At 69.5% G+C, this 15,804-nt stretch carries 15 protein-coding genes and 2 tRNA genes; 15 read left to right on the top strand and 2 right to left on the bottom strand.

The window, feature by feature from the left end:
* Nucleotides 1–125 precede the first annotated feature (125 nt).
* The 15 genes from AABA78_RS17590 (at nucleotide 126) to AABA78_RS17520 (ending at nucleotide 13,677) form a co-directional block, all read left to right on the top strand.
* Complete coding sequence (locus AABA78_RS17590; RefSeq protein WP_120547027.1) at nucleotides 126–458, top strand: PilZ domain-containing protein; 333 nt, start codon at nucleotides 126–128, stop codon at nucleotides 456–458.
* Nucleotides 459–659: 201 nt separating this feature from the next.
* Nucleotides 660–1,463 (top strand): LPP20 family lipoprotein, encoded by an 804-nt coding sequence (locus AABA78_RS17585; RefSeq protein WP_338264186.1) that lies wholly within the window; start codon nucleotides 660–662, stop codon nucleotides 1,461–1,463.
* 5 nt (nucleotides 1,464–1,468) lie between these two features.
* Nucleotides 1,469–1,855, top strand: coding sequence for a hypothetical protein (locus tag AABA78_RS17580; protein ID WP_338264185.1), 387 nt, complete (start codon nucleotides 1,469–1,471; stop codon nucleotides 1,853–1,855).
* Nucleotides 1,856–2,010: 155 nt separating this feature from the next.
* Nucleotides 2,011–3,195, top strand: a complete 1,185-nt coding sequence (locus AABA78_RS17575; RefSeq protein ID WP_370469465.1) for an AI-2E family transporter — start codon at nucleotides 2,011–2,013, stop codon at nucleotides 3,193–3,195.
* Entirely contained in the window at nucleotides 3,192–3,872 is a 681-nt protein-coding gene (locus AABA78_RS17570; protein ID WP_338264184.1) for a uracil-DNA glycosylase, read from the top strand. Before AABA78_RS17575 ends, AABA78_RS17570 begins: the two co-directional genes overlap by 4 nt.
* An 83-nt stretch (nucleotides 3,873–3,955) precedes the next feature.
* Nucleotides 3,956–4,027: transfer RNA gene (locus tag AABA78_RS17565), tRNA-Val, on the top strand.
* Nucleotides 4,028–4,114: 87 nt separating this feature from the next.
* Nucleotides 4,115–6,043 carry a threonine--tRNA ligase gene (thrS, locus tag AABA78_RS17560; RefSeq protein ID WP_338264183.1) on the top strand — a complete coding sequence of 643 codons (1,929 nt, stop codon included), beginning with the start codon at nucleotides 4,115–4,117 and terminating at the stop codon, nucleotides 6,041–6,043.
* A gap of 68 nt (nucleotides 6,044–6,111) precedes the next feature.
* Nucleotides 6,112–6,798: a translation initiation factor IF-3 gene (gene infC, locus AABA78_RS17555; RefSeq protein WP_338264182.1), complete on the top strand. Its 687-nt coding sequence runs from the start codon at nucleotides 6,112–6,114 to the stop codon at nucleotides 6,796–6,798.
* Nucleotides 6,799–6,895: 97 nt separating this feature from the next.
* Nucleotides 6,896–7,102 carry a 50S ribosomal protein L35 gene (gene rpmI / locus AABA78_RS17550; protein WP_014397248.1) on the top strand — a complete coding sequence of 69 codons (207 nt, stop codon included), beginning with the start codon at nucleotides 6,896–6,898 and terminating at the stop codon, nucleotides 7,100–7,102.
* Between the two features lie 92 nt (nucleotides 7,103–7,194).
* On the top strand, nucleotides 7,195–7,542 hold the full coding sequence (gene rplT, locus AABA78_RS17545; protein WP_120524871.1) for a 50S ribosomal protein L20: 348 nt from the start codon (nucleotides 7,195–7,197) through the stop codon (nucleotides 7,540–7,542).
* Between the two features lie 123 nt (nucleotides 7,543–7,665).
* Entirely contained in the window at nucleotides 7,666–8,715 is a 1,050-nt protein-coding gene (pheS, locus tag AABA78_RS17540) for a phenylalanine--tRNA ligase subunit alpha (protein ID WP_338264181.1), read from the top strand.
* A 30-nt stretch (nucleotides 8,716–8,745) separates the two neighbouring features.
* Entirely contained in the window at nucleotides 8,746–11,160 is a 2,415-nt protein-coding gene (pheT, locus tag AABA78_RS17535; RefSeq protein ID WP_338264180.1) for a phenylalanine--tRNA ligase subunit beta, read from the top strand.
* Between the two features lie 94 nt (nucleotides 11,161–11,254).
* The gene (locus AABA78_RS17530) at nucleotides 11,255–11,641 is read left to right on the top strand and encodes an integration host factor subunit alpha (protein WP_014397244.1); all 387 of its coding nucleotides are present in this window, start codon (nucleotides 11,255–11,257) and stop codon (nucleotides 11,639–11,641) included.
* Between the two features lie 87 nt (nucleotides 11,642–11,728).
* A tRNA-Pro gene (locus tag AABA78_RS17525) sits at nucleotides 11,729–11,805 on the top strand.
* Between the two features lie 207 nt (nucleotides 11,806–12,012).
* A complete protein-coding gene (locus AABA78_RS17520) occupies nucleotides 12,013–13,677 on the top strand; it encodes a cyclic peptide export ABC transporter (protein ID WP_338264179.1) in 1,665 nt (554 codons plus the stop codon).
* On the opposite strand, the gene AABA78_RS17515 is transcribed toward AABA78_RS17520, so the two are convergent.
* Both AABA78_RS17515 and AABA78_RS17510 read right to left on the bottom strand, forming a co-directional pair.
* Entirely contained in the window at nucleotides 13,659–14,984 is a 1,326-nt protein-coding gene (locus AABA78_RS17515; protein ID WP_338264178.1) for a glycosyltransferase, read from the bottom strand. The genes AABA78_RS17520 and AABA78_RS17515 overlap by 19 nt on opposite strands.
* Nucleotides 14,985–14,994: 10 nt before the next feature.
* Complete coding sequence (locus AABA78_RS17510; protein WP_338264177.1) at nucleotides 14,995–15,801, bottom strand: glycosyltransferase; 807 nt, start codon at nucleotides 15,799–15,801, stop codon at nucleotides 14,995–14,997.
* Nucleotides 15,802–15,804 lie beyond the last annotated feature (3 nt).

The following is a 15,804-nucleotide window of genomic DNA, read 5'->3' as shown; positions in this document are numbered from 1 at the left end:
CGGTGGCCAGGCGGGTGGGCTGGAAGGGCGCCGTTTTCTTGCGCGCATGACGTCTGAACGTACTGTGCCTTCAGGTCGCTGCACCCCCGCAGCAGCCTGTTGCACCAGCCGGAGGTCATGAGCCAATGAGCGAGAAGCGGAAGGCCAATCGGGCGCCCCTGGACATCTACCTCAACAAGTACATGGGCGGCGTGCCGTACATGACCCGCGCCGCGGACATCAGCCAGGAAGGCGTCAGCCTCTCGCGTCTCATCGAGCCCCAGCACGACGCGCGCCGCGTGGGCCTCCAGTTCCAGCTCCCCGGCTCCGAGGAGATCATCTACGCCGAGGGTGAAGTCGTACGCGAGTGGAAGGAACTGGGCCGCAAGGAGCAGTCCGGCGTGCGCTTCACGCTGCTCACCGAGCGGCACCGCAAGATGATCGACGCCTACGTGGACCGTCACAGCAACGGCAACTGACGCAGGGTATTCCCCTCCAGGTGTGCCACCGCGATTGCGCGGTGCCACCGGCGGTTCGCGGTACGAAGCGCGGAGGTCGTCCGGTGGATCCGACCGTCCCCCGGGTCGCCTTGACTTCGCGCGAAGTGACCCCCTTGAATGACCGGAGAGGTTCCCTGTGCGCTCGCCGACCTTTCGCGGCGACAACGGGAGGAGTGCTCCGTGAGGCGTTCGCTGTGGGGATTGTTGCTGGTCGTGCCGCTGACGGCGCTGGGCCAGGGCAAGGACGCGAAGGTCGCCGCACCCGCCGCTGGAACCGTGCGCGGCGTGGGCACTCCGGGCATCAACTGGGAGGGCCAGGTCCTGCGCGCCACGGGCGCCGGTGCCCCGGACCTCAAGGCCGCCAACCCCGGGCAGGCCCGGCTGGGCGCCGAGCGCGCCGCGAAGCAGGACGCGTTCCGCAACCTGCTGGAGCAGGCCAAGGCCATCCAGGTGAGCTCGGGCCGCACCGTGGGCGACGAGCTGGCGCGCGACGAGGTGAAGGGCCGCGTCGAGGGCGCCATCCGCGGCTACAAGGTCCTGGCCACGCGCTACTTCTCCGACAGCGGCGTGGAGATGGACGTGGAGGTGCCGCTCGCGGCGCTCGCCGCGGCGCTGACGCCTTCGCAGGAGCCGGCCATCGTGCTCAACGACGGCGCCGCGAAGTACACGGGCCTCGTGGTGGACGCGCGCGGGCTGGGCGTGACGCCGGTGCTCGCGCCCCGACTGGTGGACGCGACGGGCAAGGCGCTCTACGGCGCGACGGTGCTCACGGAGGAGGCGCGCGGCACGGCGGGCGTCGCGGCCTGGTTCGACAGCCTGGACGCCGCGCGGAAGGCCTCGCGCGTGGGTGACAAGCCCCTGGTGGTGAAGGCCGCGCAGCTCCAGGGCTCCGACCTGGTGCTGAGCGCGGAGGGCGCCCGCGCGCTCGCCGAGGCGAACACGCGCTTCCTGGCCGAGGGCCGGGTCGCCATCGTCACGCAGTAGCGCTCATGGCTCGCGTGTGGAACGACGCGGTGTTCGCGGTGCTCGCGGTGGCGCTGACGGGCGGCTGCGCGACCCCTTCGGAGCAGCCCGCGACGGTGGCCCGCGCGGAGGCGCTGATGGCCTCCAACGCGTCCAAGCGCGGCGACCTGGTGCTCCGCTGTGAGCCCGCGGACGCCCAGGTGCTGCTGGACGGCGTGGAGCAGGGCACCTGCACCGACTTCGCCGGGGTGTCCCGAAGCCTGCGGCTGGGGGACCCGGGCTTCCACCAGGTGGAGGTCAAGAAGCGCGGGTTCTACCCGTACACGACCTACTACCAGCCCAGCGGGGCGCGGGTGACGTTGAAGGTCAAGCTCCGGCCGCTGGCGCCCGAGGGCGGCACCGGTTCCCCCTGATGCGCCCCGCGCCAGGGCTGGCGCCCTGGACCGCAAGGTGGCGGGCGAGGCCCCTGGCAGGTTCGTTGGACCGCAATCCGGGGGCGAAGACGCCGTAGGATGGGAGGGGACAGGAGGCGGTCATCGGACGTCGCAAGAGAGGCAGTGAGCGCGCGGTGAAGGTTCCCCAGCCCGCGGCGACCCTGGAAGTCTCCCCGGTGCTGCACGTCGTGCACCCGGAGCCCGTGCCCCCGGCCGGCGACCCCTCGGCCCTGGACGAGGCGGAGGCCCGCCGGGTCGACTTCGTCTGGTCCGGCGTGATGGTGGGCTCGCTGGCGCTGGTGTTCGCGCTCCTGTCCGTGTTCGGCGGGGTGGCGGTGCCGGTGCTGCTGGCGCTGACGGGCGCGTACGCGTTCAACCCGCTCGTCACGCTCCTGGAGAAGCGCGGCGTGGACCGCACCTGGGGCACGTCCATCCTCTTCTTCGCGGGCACGCTCCTGCTGGTGGGCGCGGGCCTGTACCTGGTGCCGGTGTTCCGCGACGAGGCGGCGAAGCTGCCCGGCTTCTTCCAGCGCGCCAGCACCCAGGTGGTGCCGCAGGTGGAGTCGCTGCTGGGCGTGTCGCTGCCGGACCTGGTGAGCCAGCGCACCGCGGAGCTGGGGGAGAAGGCCTCCGAGCTGATTCAGAGCGCGGGCCCCACGGCGGCGCGGCTGGTGGCGAGCTTCGCCGGCAACACCGCGCGCTTCGCGGCCACGCTGCTGGGACTGTCGGTGGTGCCGGTGCTGGCGTTCTTCTTCCTCCAGGACTACCCGCGCCTCATGGGCCGCATCCAGGACCTGCTGCCGCGCCGCTCCGTGGCGCTGGTGAGCCAGCGCTTCCGCGAGGTGGACGAGGTGCTCTCCGCCTTCGTGCAGGGCCAGCTCACCGTGGGCGCCATCCTGTCGGTGCTCTACGCGGTGGGGCTGTCCGTGGCGCGCATCGACCTGGCCATCGCCATTGGCCTCATCGCGGGCTTCGGCAACATGGTGCCCTACCTGGGCACGGGTATCGGCGTGGTGCTGGCCGTGCTGGGCGTGCTCCTGTCGTGGCAGGGGCCTTGGCAGCTGGCCGTGGTGGCCGCGACCTTCATCATCGGGCAGCTGGCCGAGGGCTTCGTCATCACCCCGCGCGTCGTGGGGGAGAAGGTGGGCCTGGCCCCCGTGGCGGTCATCATCGCCGTGCTCGCCTTCGGGGAGCTGTTCGGCTTCGTGGGCATCCTGCTGGCCGTGCCCGCCAGCGCCATCCTCAAGGTCGTCCTCAGCGTCGTCATCCAGCGCTACCGCCGCACGCAGCTCTACAAGGGGAGCGTACAGGGGCCGTGACGAAGCTGGAGAAGCTGCACCAGGAGATTGTCGCGTGCCGGGCCTGCCCCCGGCTGGTGGCCTGGCGGGAGGAGGTGGCCCGCGTGAAGCGGCGCGCCTACCGCGACTGGGACTACTGGGGGAGGCCCGTCCCCGGCTTCGGAGACCCCAGGGCCCGGCTGATCATCGTGGGTCTGGCGCCCGCCGCGCACGGGGCCAACCGGACGGGGCGGATGTTCACCGGGGACCGCTCCGGCGACTTCCTCTTCGCGGGCCTGCACCGGGCGGGCTTCGCGAACCAGGCCCACAGCGAGCGCCGGGACGACGGGCTGAAGCTGACGGACGCCTTCATCGTCGCCGCCGGCCGGTGCGCGCCGCCGGACAACAAGCCCCTGCCGGAGGAGCTGGCCCGCTGCGCGCCGTTCCTGGACCGGGAGATGGCGCTGTTGCCCGGCCGGGTGCTGCTCGCCCTGGGGGCCATCGGGTGGAACGCCGCGCTGGCCTCGGTGGCCCGCACCGGGGGGGCCCTGCCCACGCCCCGTCCCGCCTTCGGGCATGGCGCCGAGTTCCGGCTGCCGGACGGCCGGTGGCTCGTGGGCAGCTACCACGTCAGCCAGCAGAACACCCAGACGGGGAGGCTCACCCCCGCCATGTTCGACGCGGTGTTGAAACGCGTCCGCGCGTTGTTGGAGACGTGAACGCGGGGAAGAGAAGGGCCCGCGCTCATGTTCCTTGACAGGTGTGGGAGCCCGCTGTTATTCCCCGCGCCCATCCGCACGACGGGTCGTTAGCTCAGCGGTAGAGCACTACCTTGACACGGTAGGGGTCAGTGGTTCGATCCCACTACGACCCATCATCAGTAAGTGTTCCATCTCGCGGGCGGCCGGCTTTCTCAAAAGCCTGCCGCCCGTACTTTTTTCCAGCGCAGGGGTTTTCCGCCATGTCCGAATCCATCACGGTGACGCTCCCCGACGGCAGCCAGAAGCAGACCGCCCGGGGCACGACCATCGCGGACTTCGTGAAGGGCAGCATCGGTGTGGGGCTCGCGAAGGCGGCCCTGTTCGCCCGGGTCAACGGTCAGGACATGGACCTGGCCCGCACGCTCGACGAGGACGCGAAGCTGCAGATCTTCACGTCCAAGAGCCCGGAAGGCCTGGACCTCATCCGCCACGACGCCGCGCACGTGGTGGCCAGCGCCGTGCAGCGCCTGTTCCCCGGCACGCAGGTGACCATCGGTCCCGCGACGGAGGAGGGCTTCTACTACGACTTCTTCCGCGAGAAGCCCTTCACCCCGGAGGAGCTGGAGAAGATCGAAGCGGCCGCCAACGCGGAGCTCAAGCAGGACATGCCGTTCGTCCGCACGGAAATCTCCATGGAGGACGCCATCAAGCTCTTCGAGGAGAAGGGCGAGAAGTTCAAGGTGGAGATCGTCAAGGACATCGCCGCCAAGGGCGCCAAGACGCTCACGCTCTACACCCACGGCGACTGGGTGGACTTCTGCCTGGGGCCCCACGCGCCCAGCACCGGGAAGATCGGCGTCATCAAGATCCTCTCCTCCAGCGGCGCGTACTGGCGCGGCGACCACCGCAACCCCATGCTCCAGCGCGTGTACGGCACCGCCTTCTTCGACAAGAAGGCGCTGGACGCGTACCTCACGCGCATCGAGGAGGCGAGGAAGCGCGACCACCGCAAGCTGGGCAAGGAGCTGGACCTCTTCCACTTCCACCCGTACTCGCCGGGCGCCGCCTTCTGGACGCCGAAGGGCACCACGCTCTACCAGACGCTGTCCAACTGGATGCGCTCGCTCACGGCCGGTGACGGCTACGTGGAGATCAAGACGCCCCTGATGTTCAACAAGGGCCTCTGGGAGACGAGCGGCCACTGGGGCAAGTACAAGGAGAACATGTTCCTGGTGCTCGACAGCGAGTCCGGCGAGCACGACTTCTCCCTCAAGCCGATGAACTGCCCGTCGCACCACCTGTTCTACGGCTTCAAGAAGCACAGCTACCGCGACCTGCCCCTGCGCCTGCACACCCAGGACGTGCTCCACCGCAACGAGGCCGCGGGCTCGCTGGGCGGCCTCACCCGCGTGCGCCAGTTCGCGCAGGACGACGCGCACATCTACTGCATGGAGAGCCAGATCACCGACGAGGTGCGGCGCTTCGTGCAGCTGCTGGACCGCGTCTACAAGGCGGTGGGCCTCACCTACGCGGTGAAGCTGTCCACGCGCCCCGAGCAGCGCCTGGGCGACGACTCGCTCTGGGACCGCGCGGAAGGCGGCCTCAAGGCGGCGCTGGAGTCGCTGGGCCTGCCGTACGAGCTGGCCCCCGGCGACGGCGCCTTCTACGGCCCGAAGATCGACTTCGCCGTCTCCGACAGCATCGGCCGCAAGTGGCAGCTGGGCACCATGCAGCTGGACTACCTGGCCCCGGAGCGCTTCGACCTCACCTACGTGGGCGAGGACAACGCCGAGCACCGCCCGGTGGTCCTCCACCGCGCCATCTTCGGCTCCTTCGAGCGCTTCACCGCCATCCTCATCGAGCACTTCGCCGGCGCGTTCCCCGCGTGGCTCGCCCCGGTGCAGGCCACCCTGGTCACCGTGGCGGACCGGCAGCTGGACTACGCCCGCAAGGTGCGCGACGACCTGCGCGCCAAGGGCTTCCGGGTGGAGCTGGACGAGCGCGGCATGACGCTCAACGCGAAGATCCGCGAAGCCCAGATGCAGAAGGTCCCCTTCACCCTGGTGGTGGGCGACAACGAGGTGGAGGCCGGCGCCGTGGCCCCCCGCCGCTACGGCGGTGAGGACCTGAAGACGATGAAGTACGCCGACTTCGAGGCCCTCCTGGCCAGGGAAGCCGCGCTGCCCTGAACGGCAGTGCGGGGGGCTTGACTCCCCGTCTGGGCTGGACTACTTGCGCGACTTCCGGGGATTGAGGCATGCCCTCAGTCCCCGAGCCGTCGGAGGGTCCTCCCATCGTCCGCGATCAGAGAACCAATCGCCGTATCCGAGCCCGGGAGGTCCGCGTCGTCGGACCGAACGCCGAGCAGCTCGGGGTCATGTCCCTGGAATCAGCCCTGACGCGCGCCCAGGCGGACGGTCTCGACCTCGTCGAGATCTCCCCCATGGCGAAGCCGCCGGTCTGCAAGATCATGGACTACGGCAAGTTCAAGTACGAGGAGAAGAAGAAGGCCTCGGACGCGAAGAAGAAGCAGGTCGTGGTCCACCTGAAAGAGGTGAAGCTCCGCCCCAAGACGGAGGAGCACGACTACGAGTTCAAGGTCCGCAACGTCCGCCGGTTCCTGGAGGAGGGGAACAAGGCGAAGATCACCATCCAGTTCCGGGGTCGTGAAATCACCCACAAGGAGCTGGGGAGCGCGATCCTGGACGACGTGACGAAGGACCTGAAGGAAATCGCGGTGGTGGAGCAGAACCCCCGGATGGAGGGGCGCCAGATGTTCATGATCCTGGCTCCCAACCCGAAGGTGGCCCAGCGCGCCCGGGAGCTCGCCCGCCAGGCGGTGGAGGCGGCCGCCAGGAAGCAGGAAGGCAGGCCGGCGGTCGCCGCGGCGGTCGTTTCCGCGTCGGCTGTAGGAAATCCTGCCCCCGTCGCGGCAAAAGAGTGATAGAGGCTTCCGCCCAAAGCGTCCGGGGACCGTGTGCCCCGGTCCGCCGTCAGTCACGAAGACTGCCGGCCGACAGGCAGAAGGAAGGTTTGGGATCATGCCCAAGTTGAAGACCCGCAGCGCCGCGAAGAAGCGCTTCCACGTGAAGAAGAGCGGCCAGGTGAAGTTCGGCAAGGCGTTCAGCAAGCACCTGTTCACCTTCTCCAAGACGCCCAAGCAGAAGCGCGGCAACCGTGGCACGGGCCACCTGCGCGACATGGACGCCAAGAAGGTCATCAAGGAGCTGTTCCCCTACGGCGCCTGAGTCGTTCCTCGGGTTTGAACCAATCGTGAGTCCTGGCGGAGCGGCGTGAAGCCAGCGCCCCGGGGCCCCCTTCCAGAAGTCAGGAGTGTGTCATGCGCGTCAAAAAGGGATTCAAGGCTCGTCGTCGTCGTAATCGCATTCTCAAGCTTGCCAAGGGCTTCCGCGGCCGTCGCAAGAACTGCTACCGCCGTGCGAACCAGGCCGTCGAGCGCGCCCTGGACTACGCCACCCGCGACCGCGCGGTGCGCAAGCGCAACTTCCGCTCGCTGTGGATCGTCCGCATCAACGCGGCCGCCCGCACCGTGGGCCTGTCCTACTCCAAGCTGATCGCCGGCTTGGCGAAGGCGAAGATCAACCTGGACCGCAAGGTCCTGTCCGATCTGGCCATCGCGGACCCCGCGGGCTTTGCCGCCATCGCCAACATCGCGAAGGCAGCCTGAGACACGGCCGGCGGTGACGCCGGCCCCCGAAGCTGAAACGGGCTGCCTCCACCAGGGGGCGGCCCTTTTTCTTGCCCGGCGCTTGAGGCGTCCGGGGCGTGAATGGAAGGCGGGAAGAGGACCATGCGAGACCGGTTGCAGGCGTTGGCGGACGCGGCGCGCCAGGAGATCTCCGGCGTGTCGGAGCCCTCGCAGGTGGAGGCTTTGCGCATCCGCTACCTGGGCAAGAAGGGTGAGCTGTCCGCGGTGCTGGGGGGCATGGGCAAGCTGCCCCCGGACGAGCGGCGCGCCCTGGGAGAGATCGCCAACATCGTCAAGGCGGAGCTGGAGCAGCTCCTGGCGGACGCCACGCGGCGCGCCGAGGAGGCCGCGCTGGAGGCCCAGCTGAAGGGCCCGAAGCTGGACGTGACGCTGCCCGGGCGCGCGGTGCCGCCGGGTGGACGGCACCCGGTGTCGCGCACGCTGGAGGACATCGTCCGCACGTTCGCGCGGCTCGGGTTCGAGGTCGCGGTCGGGCCGGAGATTGAACTCGACTACTTCAACTTCGAGGCGCTGAACCTGCCCAAGGACCACCCCGCGCGGGACATGCAGGACACGTTCTACGTGGACGAGCCCAGCCTGGGCCACGCGAAGAAGGCGGACAGCCCGTCGCTGCTGCGCACGCACACGTCGCCGGTGCAGGTGCGGCACATGCTGTCGCGCAAGCCGCCCATCCGCGCGGTGATGCCGGGCCGGGTGTACCGGCGCGACTCGGACATCACGCACACGCCCATGTTCCACCAGGTGGAAGGCCTGCTGGTGGACAAGGACGTGAGCTTCGCGGAGCTGAAGGGGACGCTGGACGCGTTCGTGAAGGCGTTCTTCGGCTCGGAGACGCGCACGCGCTTCCGCCCATCCTTCTTCCCCTTCACGGAGCCCTCCGCGGAGGTGGACGTCACCTGTGCGTCGTGCGGCGGCAAGGGCTGCCGCGTGTGCAAGCAGACCGGGTGGCTGGAGGTGCTGGGCAGCGGCATGGTGCACCCGAACGTCTTCACCGCCGCAGGCTACGACCCGAAGGAGGTGACGGGCTACGCGTTCGGCATGGGCGTGGAGCGCCTGGCCATGCTGCGCTACGGCATCGACGACCTGCGGATGATGTTCGAGAACGACGCGCGCTTCCTCGCGCAGTTCTGATTCCGGCCCACCACTCAAGAGGACAACCCTGTGAAGATTTCAGTGAAGTGGCTGGGTGATTACGTGGCGCTGCCGCCGTCCGTGGACGAGCTGGCGCGCAAGCTGACCGCGGCGGGCCTGGAGATTGAAGGGGTGGAGCGCCCCGGCGAGGGCCTGCGCGGCGTGGTGGTGGCGCAGATCCGCGAGTCGGTGCAGCACCCCAACGCGGACAAGCTGTCCGTCACGCAGGTGGACATCGGCGGCTCCGCGCTGTTCCAGGTGGTGTGCGGCGCGAAGAACTTCAAGGTCGGCGACAAGGTGCCGCTGGCCACCGTGGGCGCGAAGCTGCCCAACGGCATGGAGATCAAGCAGGCCGCGCTGAGGGGCGTGGACAGCTTCGGCATGCTCTGCTCCGCGAAGGAGCTGGGCATCACGGAGGACTCGTCCGGCCTGCTCATCCTGCCCGCGGACACGAAGCTGGGCGTCCCCATCGCGGAGGCCCTGGGGCTGGATGACTCCGTGCTGGAGGTGAACGTCACGCCGAACCGGCCGGACGCGCTCAGCCACCTGGGCATCGCGCGCGAGGTGGGCGTGGTGACGGGCGCGCAGCTGAAGGTGCCGCAGCCGAAGCCCGCCGAGTCCGGCAAGCCGGTGGCGGAGCTGGTGAAGGTGCGCATCGACGCGAAGGAGCGCTGCTCGCGCTACGCGGCGCGCGTGGTGGAGGGCGTCACCATCCAGCCGTCGCCGCAGTGGATGCAGGACCGGCTGAAGGCGTGCGGCGTGCGCGCCATCAACAACGTGGTGGACGTCACCAACTACGTCCTCCTGGAGTATGGCCAGCCGCTGCACGCGTTCGACCTGGACAAGGTGGCGGGCCAGGAGATCGTCGTCCGCACCGCGAAGCCGGGCGAGAAGCTGCGCACGCTGGACGACAAGGAGCGCACGCTGGACCCGGACGACCTCGTCATCGCGGACCGGGACCGCGCGCAGGCGCTGGCGGGCGTGATGGGCGGCGGTGACAGTGAAGTCACGCAGGGCACGAAGCGCATCGTCATCGAGTCCGCGCACTTCCACGGCTCCGGCGTGCGCCGGTCCGCGAAGCGCTACGCGCTGCACACGGAGGCGTCGCACCGCTTCGAGCGCGGGGCGGACCTGGACGCGGTGCTGCCGGCGCTGGACCGGGCCGCGCAGCTCATCGCGGAGCTGTCGGGCGGCACGGTGGTGCCGGGCCGGGTGGACGTGCAGCCGGAGCCCCTGGCGCCGCGCCGGGCGACGCTGCGCTACGCGCGGGTGGAGAAGGTGCTGGGCGTGGCGGTGCCGGAGGCGGAGGTCCGGCGCATCCTGACGGCGCTGGGCTTCAAGTCCGTGGAGGAGGCGCAGGGCCAGACGACGTTCGAGGTCCCGCGGGCGCGCGTGGACGTGGAGCGCGAGGAGGACCTGATGGAGGAGGTCGCCCGCGTGTACGGCTACGACAACATCCCGGCGCGGCTGCCGCGCGGCCTGGAGACGCTGGCGCCGGAGCCCCTGTCCATGGAGGCGGAGCGCCGGCTGCGCCACGCGCTGGGCGGCGTGGGCCTGTCCGAGGTGGTGAACTACTCGTTCGTGGCGCCGAAGTCGCTGGAGGTGCTGGGCGGGAAGGAAGCGCCCATCGCGCTGATGAACCCGCTGAGCGTCGAGCAGTCGGTGATGCGCACGAGCCTCCTGCCGGGCCTCCTGGAGAACCTGTCGCGCAGCGTGCGCCACCAGGTGGAGTCGGTGGGCCTCTACGAGACGGGCCGGGCGTACTTCCGGGACGCGCAGGGCGGGCAGGGGATGCGCCCGGCCGCGCGCGAGGTGCCCCGCGTGGCGGGCCTGGTGTGGGGCCTGCGCGGCGGCGGCCGGAGCTGGACGCAGAAGGACTCGCGCGTGGACTTCTACGACGCGAAGGGCGCGGTGGAGGCGCTGTTGCACGCGCTGCACGTGGAGGGCGTGGCCTTCACCCCGGCGGAAGCCCCGGCGTACCACCCGCGCAGCTGCGCCCAGGTGGCGCTGAAGGACGGGACGGTGCTGGGCCTGCTGGGCGAGGTGCACCCGCGCGTGACGAAGGCGCTGGGCCTGCCGGAGGGCGTGTTCGTGTTCGAGTTGGACACGGAGCCGCTGTACGCGGCGGCGCGGCTGGTGCCGCAGGCGGCGGGGCTGCCCAAGTACCCGGCGGTGCTGCGAGACCTGGCGGTGGTGGTGCCGCTGGAGCTGCGCAACGAGGAGGTGCGCCGGGTCATCCTGGAGGTCGGGGCGCCCCTGGTGGAGGACGCGCTGGTGTTCGACGTCTACACGGGCAAGCCCATCCCCGAGGGGAAGAAGAACCTGGCGTACGCCTTGAGGTACCGCTCGCCCGAGCGGACGCTGACCGACGCGGAGGTCACGGCGGCCCACCAGCGCATCATCACGGAGGTGAACCAGCGCCTGGGGGCGGCCCTGCGCGCCTGAATTCCTGAATGAAGTCAGGACGTTGACACGGTTCGGGGAAGGCTGACACCATGCCCCGCGTTCACCGGCCATTCACGGGTGCCAGAGGACTCGCATGACGAAAGCGGACATCATCGAGGGGGTCTACGAGAAGGTCGGCTTCTCCAAGAAGGAGTCGGCGGAGATCGTCGAGCTCGTCTTCGACACCGTGAAGGAGACGTTGGAGCGCGGGGACAAGATCAAGATCTCCGGGTTCGGGAACTTCCAGGTGCGCCAGAAGAAGGCGCGCGTGGGGCGCAACCCGCAGACGGGCAAGGAGATCGAGATCAGCGCCCGCCGGGTGCTGACCTTCCGGCCGAGCCAGGTGTTGAAGAGCGCCCTGAACGGCGAGGCGCCGCCGGAGAACCATGCCGAAATCGACGCGCAGGAAGAGGCGGCGGCGGACGCAGCGGAGGCCCGGGGCGAGGACTTCGACGAGGGAATGGAAGAGGGCGACGAGTAGGTTTTTTTCACCAGCGCCCGTCACCTCGCGCTTGACCCAGGAAAGCGGCGAGGGCATAAGGGCGCACCGTTTCACGACGGCGGTTTTCGGGGCGTAGCGCAGCCTGGTAGCGCACTTGCTTGGGGTGCAAGTGGTCGCAGGTTCAAATCCTGTCGCCCCGACCAAATAGAGGCCCTGGAGTTCCCGGTGCAAGCCGGTGACTCCAGGGCCTTTGTTTTTTCCGCGCCCGGACGGGACGGGGGCCCTCGGATGTTCGGAAGTCGAATTTCCTTCTTTCCGCGAACTCTCCGAGAACAAGCTCCTACGCTGGGACGGCACCGGCTCGAAGTCCTGAGCCCGCCGTAGCCCCCGCGCGCTCGGAAGACTCGTCCATGAAACTCATCGCCTTCCTGCTGAGCCGCTCGCGAGGTCTGCTGCTGCTGGCGACGTTCGTTGGCATCGTCAGCGGCGCGAGCAGCAGCGCGCTCGTGTCCGTCATCAACACCGCGCTGCGCCAGGACACCTTCCGGGCCGGGAAGACCCTTGCCACGTTCAGCGGGATCCTGCTGCTCTGCGTGCTGTCGCGCCTGGCGTCGCAGTACATGCTCAACCACCTCAACCAGGGGGTGCTCCTCGAGCTGCGGATGCGGCTGAGCCGCCGGATCCTCACCTCCACGCTGCGCCAGCTGGAGGAGAAGGGCATGCACCGCCTCCAGACGCTGCTCTCGGACGACATCCCCGCCGTCAGCAACAGCCTGTCGCTGCTGCCCACCATCGCCATCAGCGCCGCCACGCTGCTCGGGTGCCTCGCCTACCTGGCCTCGCTGTCGCCCACCATCTGCTTGTTCATGCTCGGCTTCATCCTGCTGGGCGGACTCATCTACCGGCTGCCGGTCCGGCTGAGCCTGAAGTACTTCCAGCAATCCCGGGCCCAGAGCGACGTCCTCAACAAGGCGTTCCGCTCCCTGATGGAGGGCATCAAGGAGCTGAAGCTGCACGCTCCCCGGCGCGCGGCGTTCCTCGCCCAGGGCGTGGAGGCTCCCGCGCAGGAATTGGGCCGGCTGATGCGCGTCAGCTCCAACATCCTCAGCACCAACGCGAGCTGGACCACGTTCCTCTTCTTCGCCTTCCTCGGGCTGCTGCTCTTCAGCGTGACCCGCGTCACCGACGTGAGCGCCGCCACGCTGACCAGCTGCACGTTGATCATCCTCTACCTCCAGCAGCCGCTGGACATCCTGCTGGGCAGCCTCAACGTCCTGGGCCGCGGCAACATCGCGCTGGAGAGGCTCCAGCAGCTGGATCCCCAGGGCTGGAGCGCGAAGGAGGACGACAGCCCGCCCTACGCGGGGCCACCGCCCCACTTCGAGCGGCTGGAGTTCAGGGGCGTCACCCATAGCTACTTCCGGGAGAATGACGACACCCGCTTCGTGCTGGGCCCGCTCGACCTGAGCTTCCAGCGCGGGGAGCTGGTATTCCTCGTCGGAGGCAACGGCAGCGGAAAGACGACCTTCGCCAAGTTGCTCACCGGCCTCTACGTGCCGGATGCCGGAGAGGTCTGGCTCAACGGCGAGCGCGTCACGGACGCCAACCGCGAGCAGTACCGCCAGCTCTTCACGGCGGTGTTCTCCGACTTCCACCTCTTCGACAACCTCTTCGGAATGGACCCCTCCGGCCGGGGCGACCGCGTGCGGGAGTACCTGTCCCGCCTCCAGCTCGGCCACAAGGTCCGCATCAGCGAGGAGGGCAGCCTGTCCACCACGAGCCTGTCGCAGGGACAGCGCAAGCGGCTGGCGCTCTTGACGGCCTACCTGGAGGAGCGGCCCTTCTATCTCTTCGACGAGTGGGCCGCGGATCAGGACCCTGCCTTCAAGGAGATCTTCTACAACCAGCTCCTGCCGGACCTGAAGGCGCAGGGGAAGACGGTGCTGGTCATCAGCCACGACAACCGTTTCTTCCACGTGGCGGACCGGCTGCTCGTGCTCGAGTCCGGGCGGCTGGTGAACTCGTCACCGTCGATTGGCCACGAGCTCCCGGAGCGTCAGCGGCCCGCGTCGTGAGCACGCACGCGCCGCGCCTCCTCGAGGAGCCGCTCGAGGGTGCGCGCCACCTGCAGGGGTGACTCCGCCTCGCGGAAGCGCGCGCTCATGGCCTGGACCGCCTGCCGGTACCGGGGCTGGGTGATGACCTCATCCAGCAGCGCCACCAGCCCTTCCGCTGTCACGTCGAACGGAGAGCCCCGCACGCCAAGGCCGTGATGGGTCACGTGCCGGGCCACCCGGGGTTGATCATTCTGGAAGGGCAACGCCACCATCGGAACGCCGAAGTAGATGGCTTCCTTGGTGCTGTTGAAGCCGCAGTGGGTGACCATGGCGGTCGCGCGCTGCAACAGCTTGAGCTGCGGCACCTCGCTGGCGGCGATGATGTTGGGTGCCGCGCGCTCCAGCAGCTTCAGGTCGGCCAGCGGTCCCGCCGAGACGACGAACTGCCAGTCCGGCCGGCGGGCGGCCGCGGCGCCCAGGACGCGGAGGAAGTCCTGCTGCCGGTTCAGGACGTAGGGCACGGAGCCCAGCGCGACGAGGATGAGCGGCCGGCCCTCCTGGAGCCGTGCCCAGTCGAAGTCCGGCTCCTGGCGGTCCAGCGCGATGCAGGGCCCCAGGAAATGAAGGGTCTCCGGGAGCACCTGCTCCCCCGTCTCCAAGAGCTCCCTGGGGCAGAGCACCACCCTGGGCGTGCTCGAAGGAAGGGTCCGCCCGAGCCCGTCTGCTTCGTCCCCGGGAAGACCGTACTTGCGCGCCAGCTTCGTGAGGAACTCCGCCGTAGGGGGGAGGATGCCGAGCGCCGCCCCCGCCTGCACCAGCTTCCGCCGCAGGCCCGCACGCACCGCGCCCCAGGCCCCCGGGGGCCGCGAGGAAGGCCCGGGCTGGCGCGGCGGCCCCGCTGGCACCGTGGTGTTCACGAGCACCGTGGGCACCCCGTTGCCATGGGCAATCAGCGGCAGGTCCCGCTCAATCACATCACACAAGAAGAGGTCGGGACGCAGCCGCTGGAAGACCCCATTGAGCTCTCCCGCGAGCATGGCTTCCATCATCCGTCGGAGCCTGCCCACGTGCCTGTGCATGTGGCGCAGCTGCCCCCAGCGGTCGCGGCGCATGCGCAGCGAAGAGGCCTCCCTCAGGTCGCCCTCGGGAAAGAGGTCTGGGAAGAGCGGTACGAAGTCGAAGCCCTCCGCGCAGACGTGAGCCTGGGCATCCAGGAAGCCCCAGAAGTGGATGCGATGTCCCGCCGACTGCAGGGCCCGGGCGATCTTCAGCGCCGGGTTGATGTGTCCGGGGGTGGAGCCCGCGGCGATGAGGATGGTGGCCATGCCGGTGTGCCTATGAGAACCAGCGGCGGAAGAGCCGGCCCAGGCCTCTCGAGCCGGGAGCCGCCACGGGGTAGCGCGCGCGAAGGTCGGCCGGGAGTGTGTCGAAGGCGTACGCCTCGCCTCCGCCGAGGGACGTGAGCTTCAAGCCCCGCTCGTCGGTGAGGTAGTCGTAGCCGAGGCGCTGGTAGCGTGAGCCGGGATCGAGCTGCTCGTAGCGCTCCCGCCGTGCCTGGCGGTCCTCCGGCTTCACCATGCGCAGGTGATAGAGGTTGTGCGGCAGCAGCAGGTGCCTGGCCCCCTCGAGCTGCTGGGGGTACCACACGCCGTGGAACTTGGTGTGGCGCGTGCCCTGGAAGGTCATCGTGTCCGGCAGGGGGAAGGCGCAGCAGCGCGTCTTCTTTCCCCAGAGGCCATCGGACCGGTACTGCGCCACGCCGTCCCACAGCTCGCGGTAGCGCACCGTGACCAGCGGCCGGTCGCGCTTCTCCGCCTTGCGCAGGAGGTCCGGCAGCCGGACGAGGAAGTCCTGCTCGAAGCGCTCGTCGGCGTCGCAGCACAGCACCCAGCGGGCGCCCAGCGCCTTGGCGCGCTCCAGCAGGCGGGTGCGGTTGCCCAGTTCGTCCCACCCCTCCATCTCCGCGCGGGGCGGGTTGGTGAGGACGTCCGCCACCTTCGGCTCGGCGGCGAGCACGGCGCGCGTGCCGTCGGTGGACCCGTCATCCAGCGCGACGATGGCGTCCACGTGGTCGCGCAGGTGCGCCAGGCAGCCCGCCAGGTGGTACTCCTCGTTTCGAAGCTGCATCACGGCGACGAGCACGGG

The organism is Corallococcus caeni, from assembly GCF_036245865.1.
Classification (GTDB): Bacteria; Myxococcota; Myxococcia; order Myxococcales; family Myxococcaceae; genus Corallococcus; species Corallococcus caeni.
The sequence above is the reverse complement of the archived record's forward strand: the minus strand, read 5'-3'. Positions and strand labels throughout refer to the sequence as shown.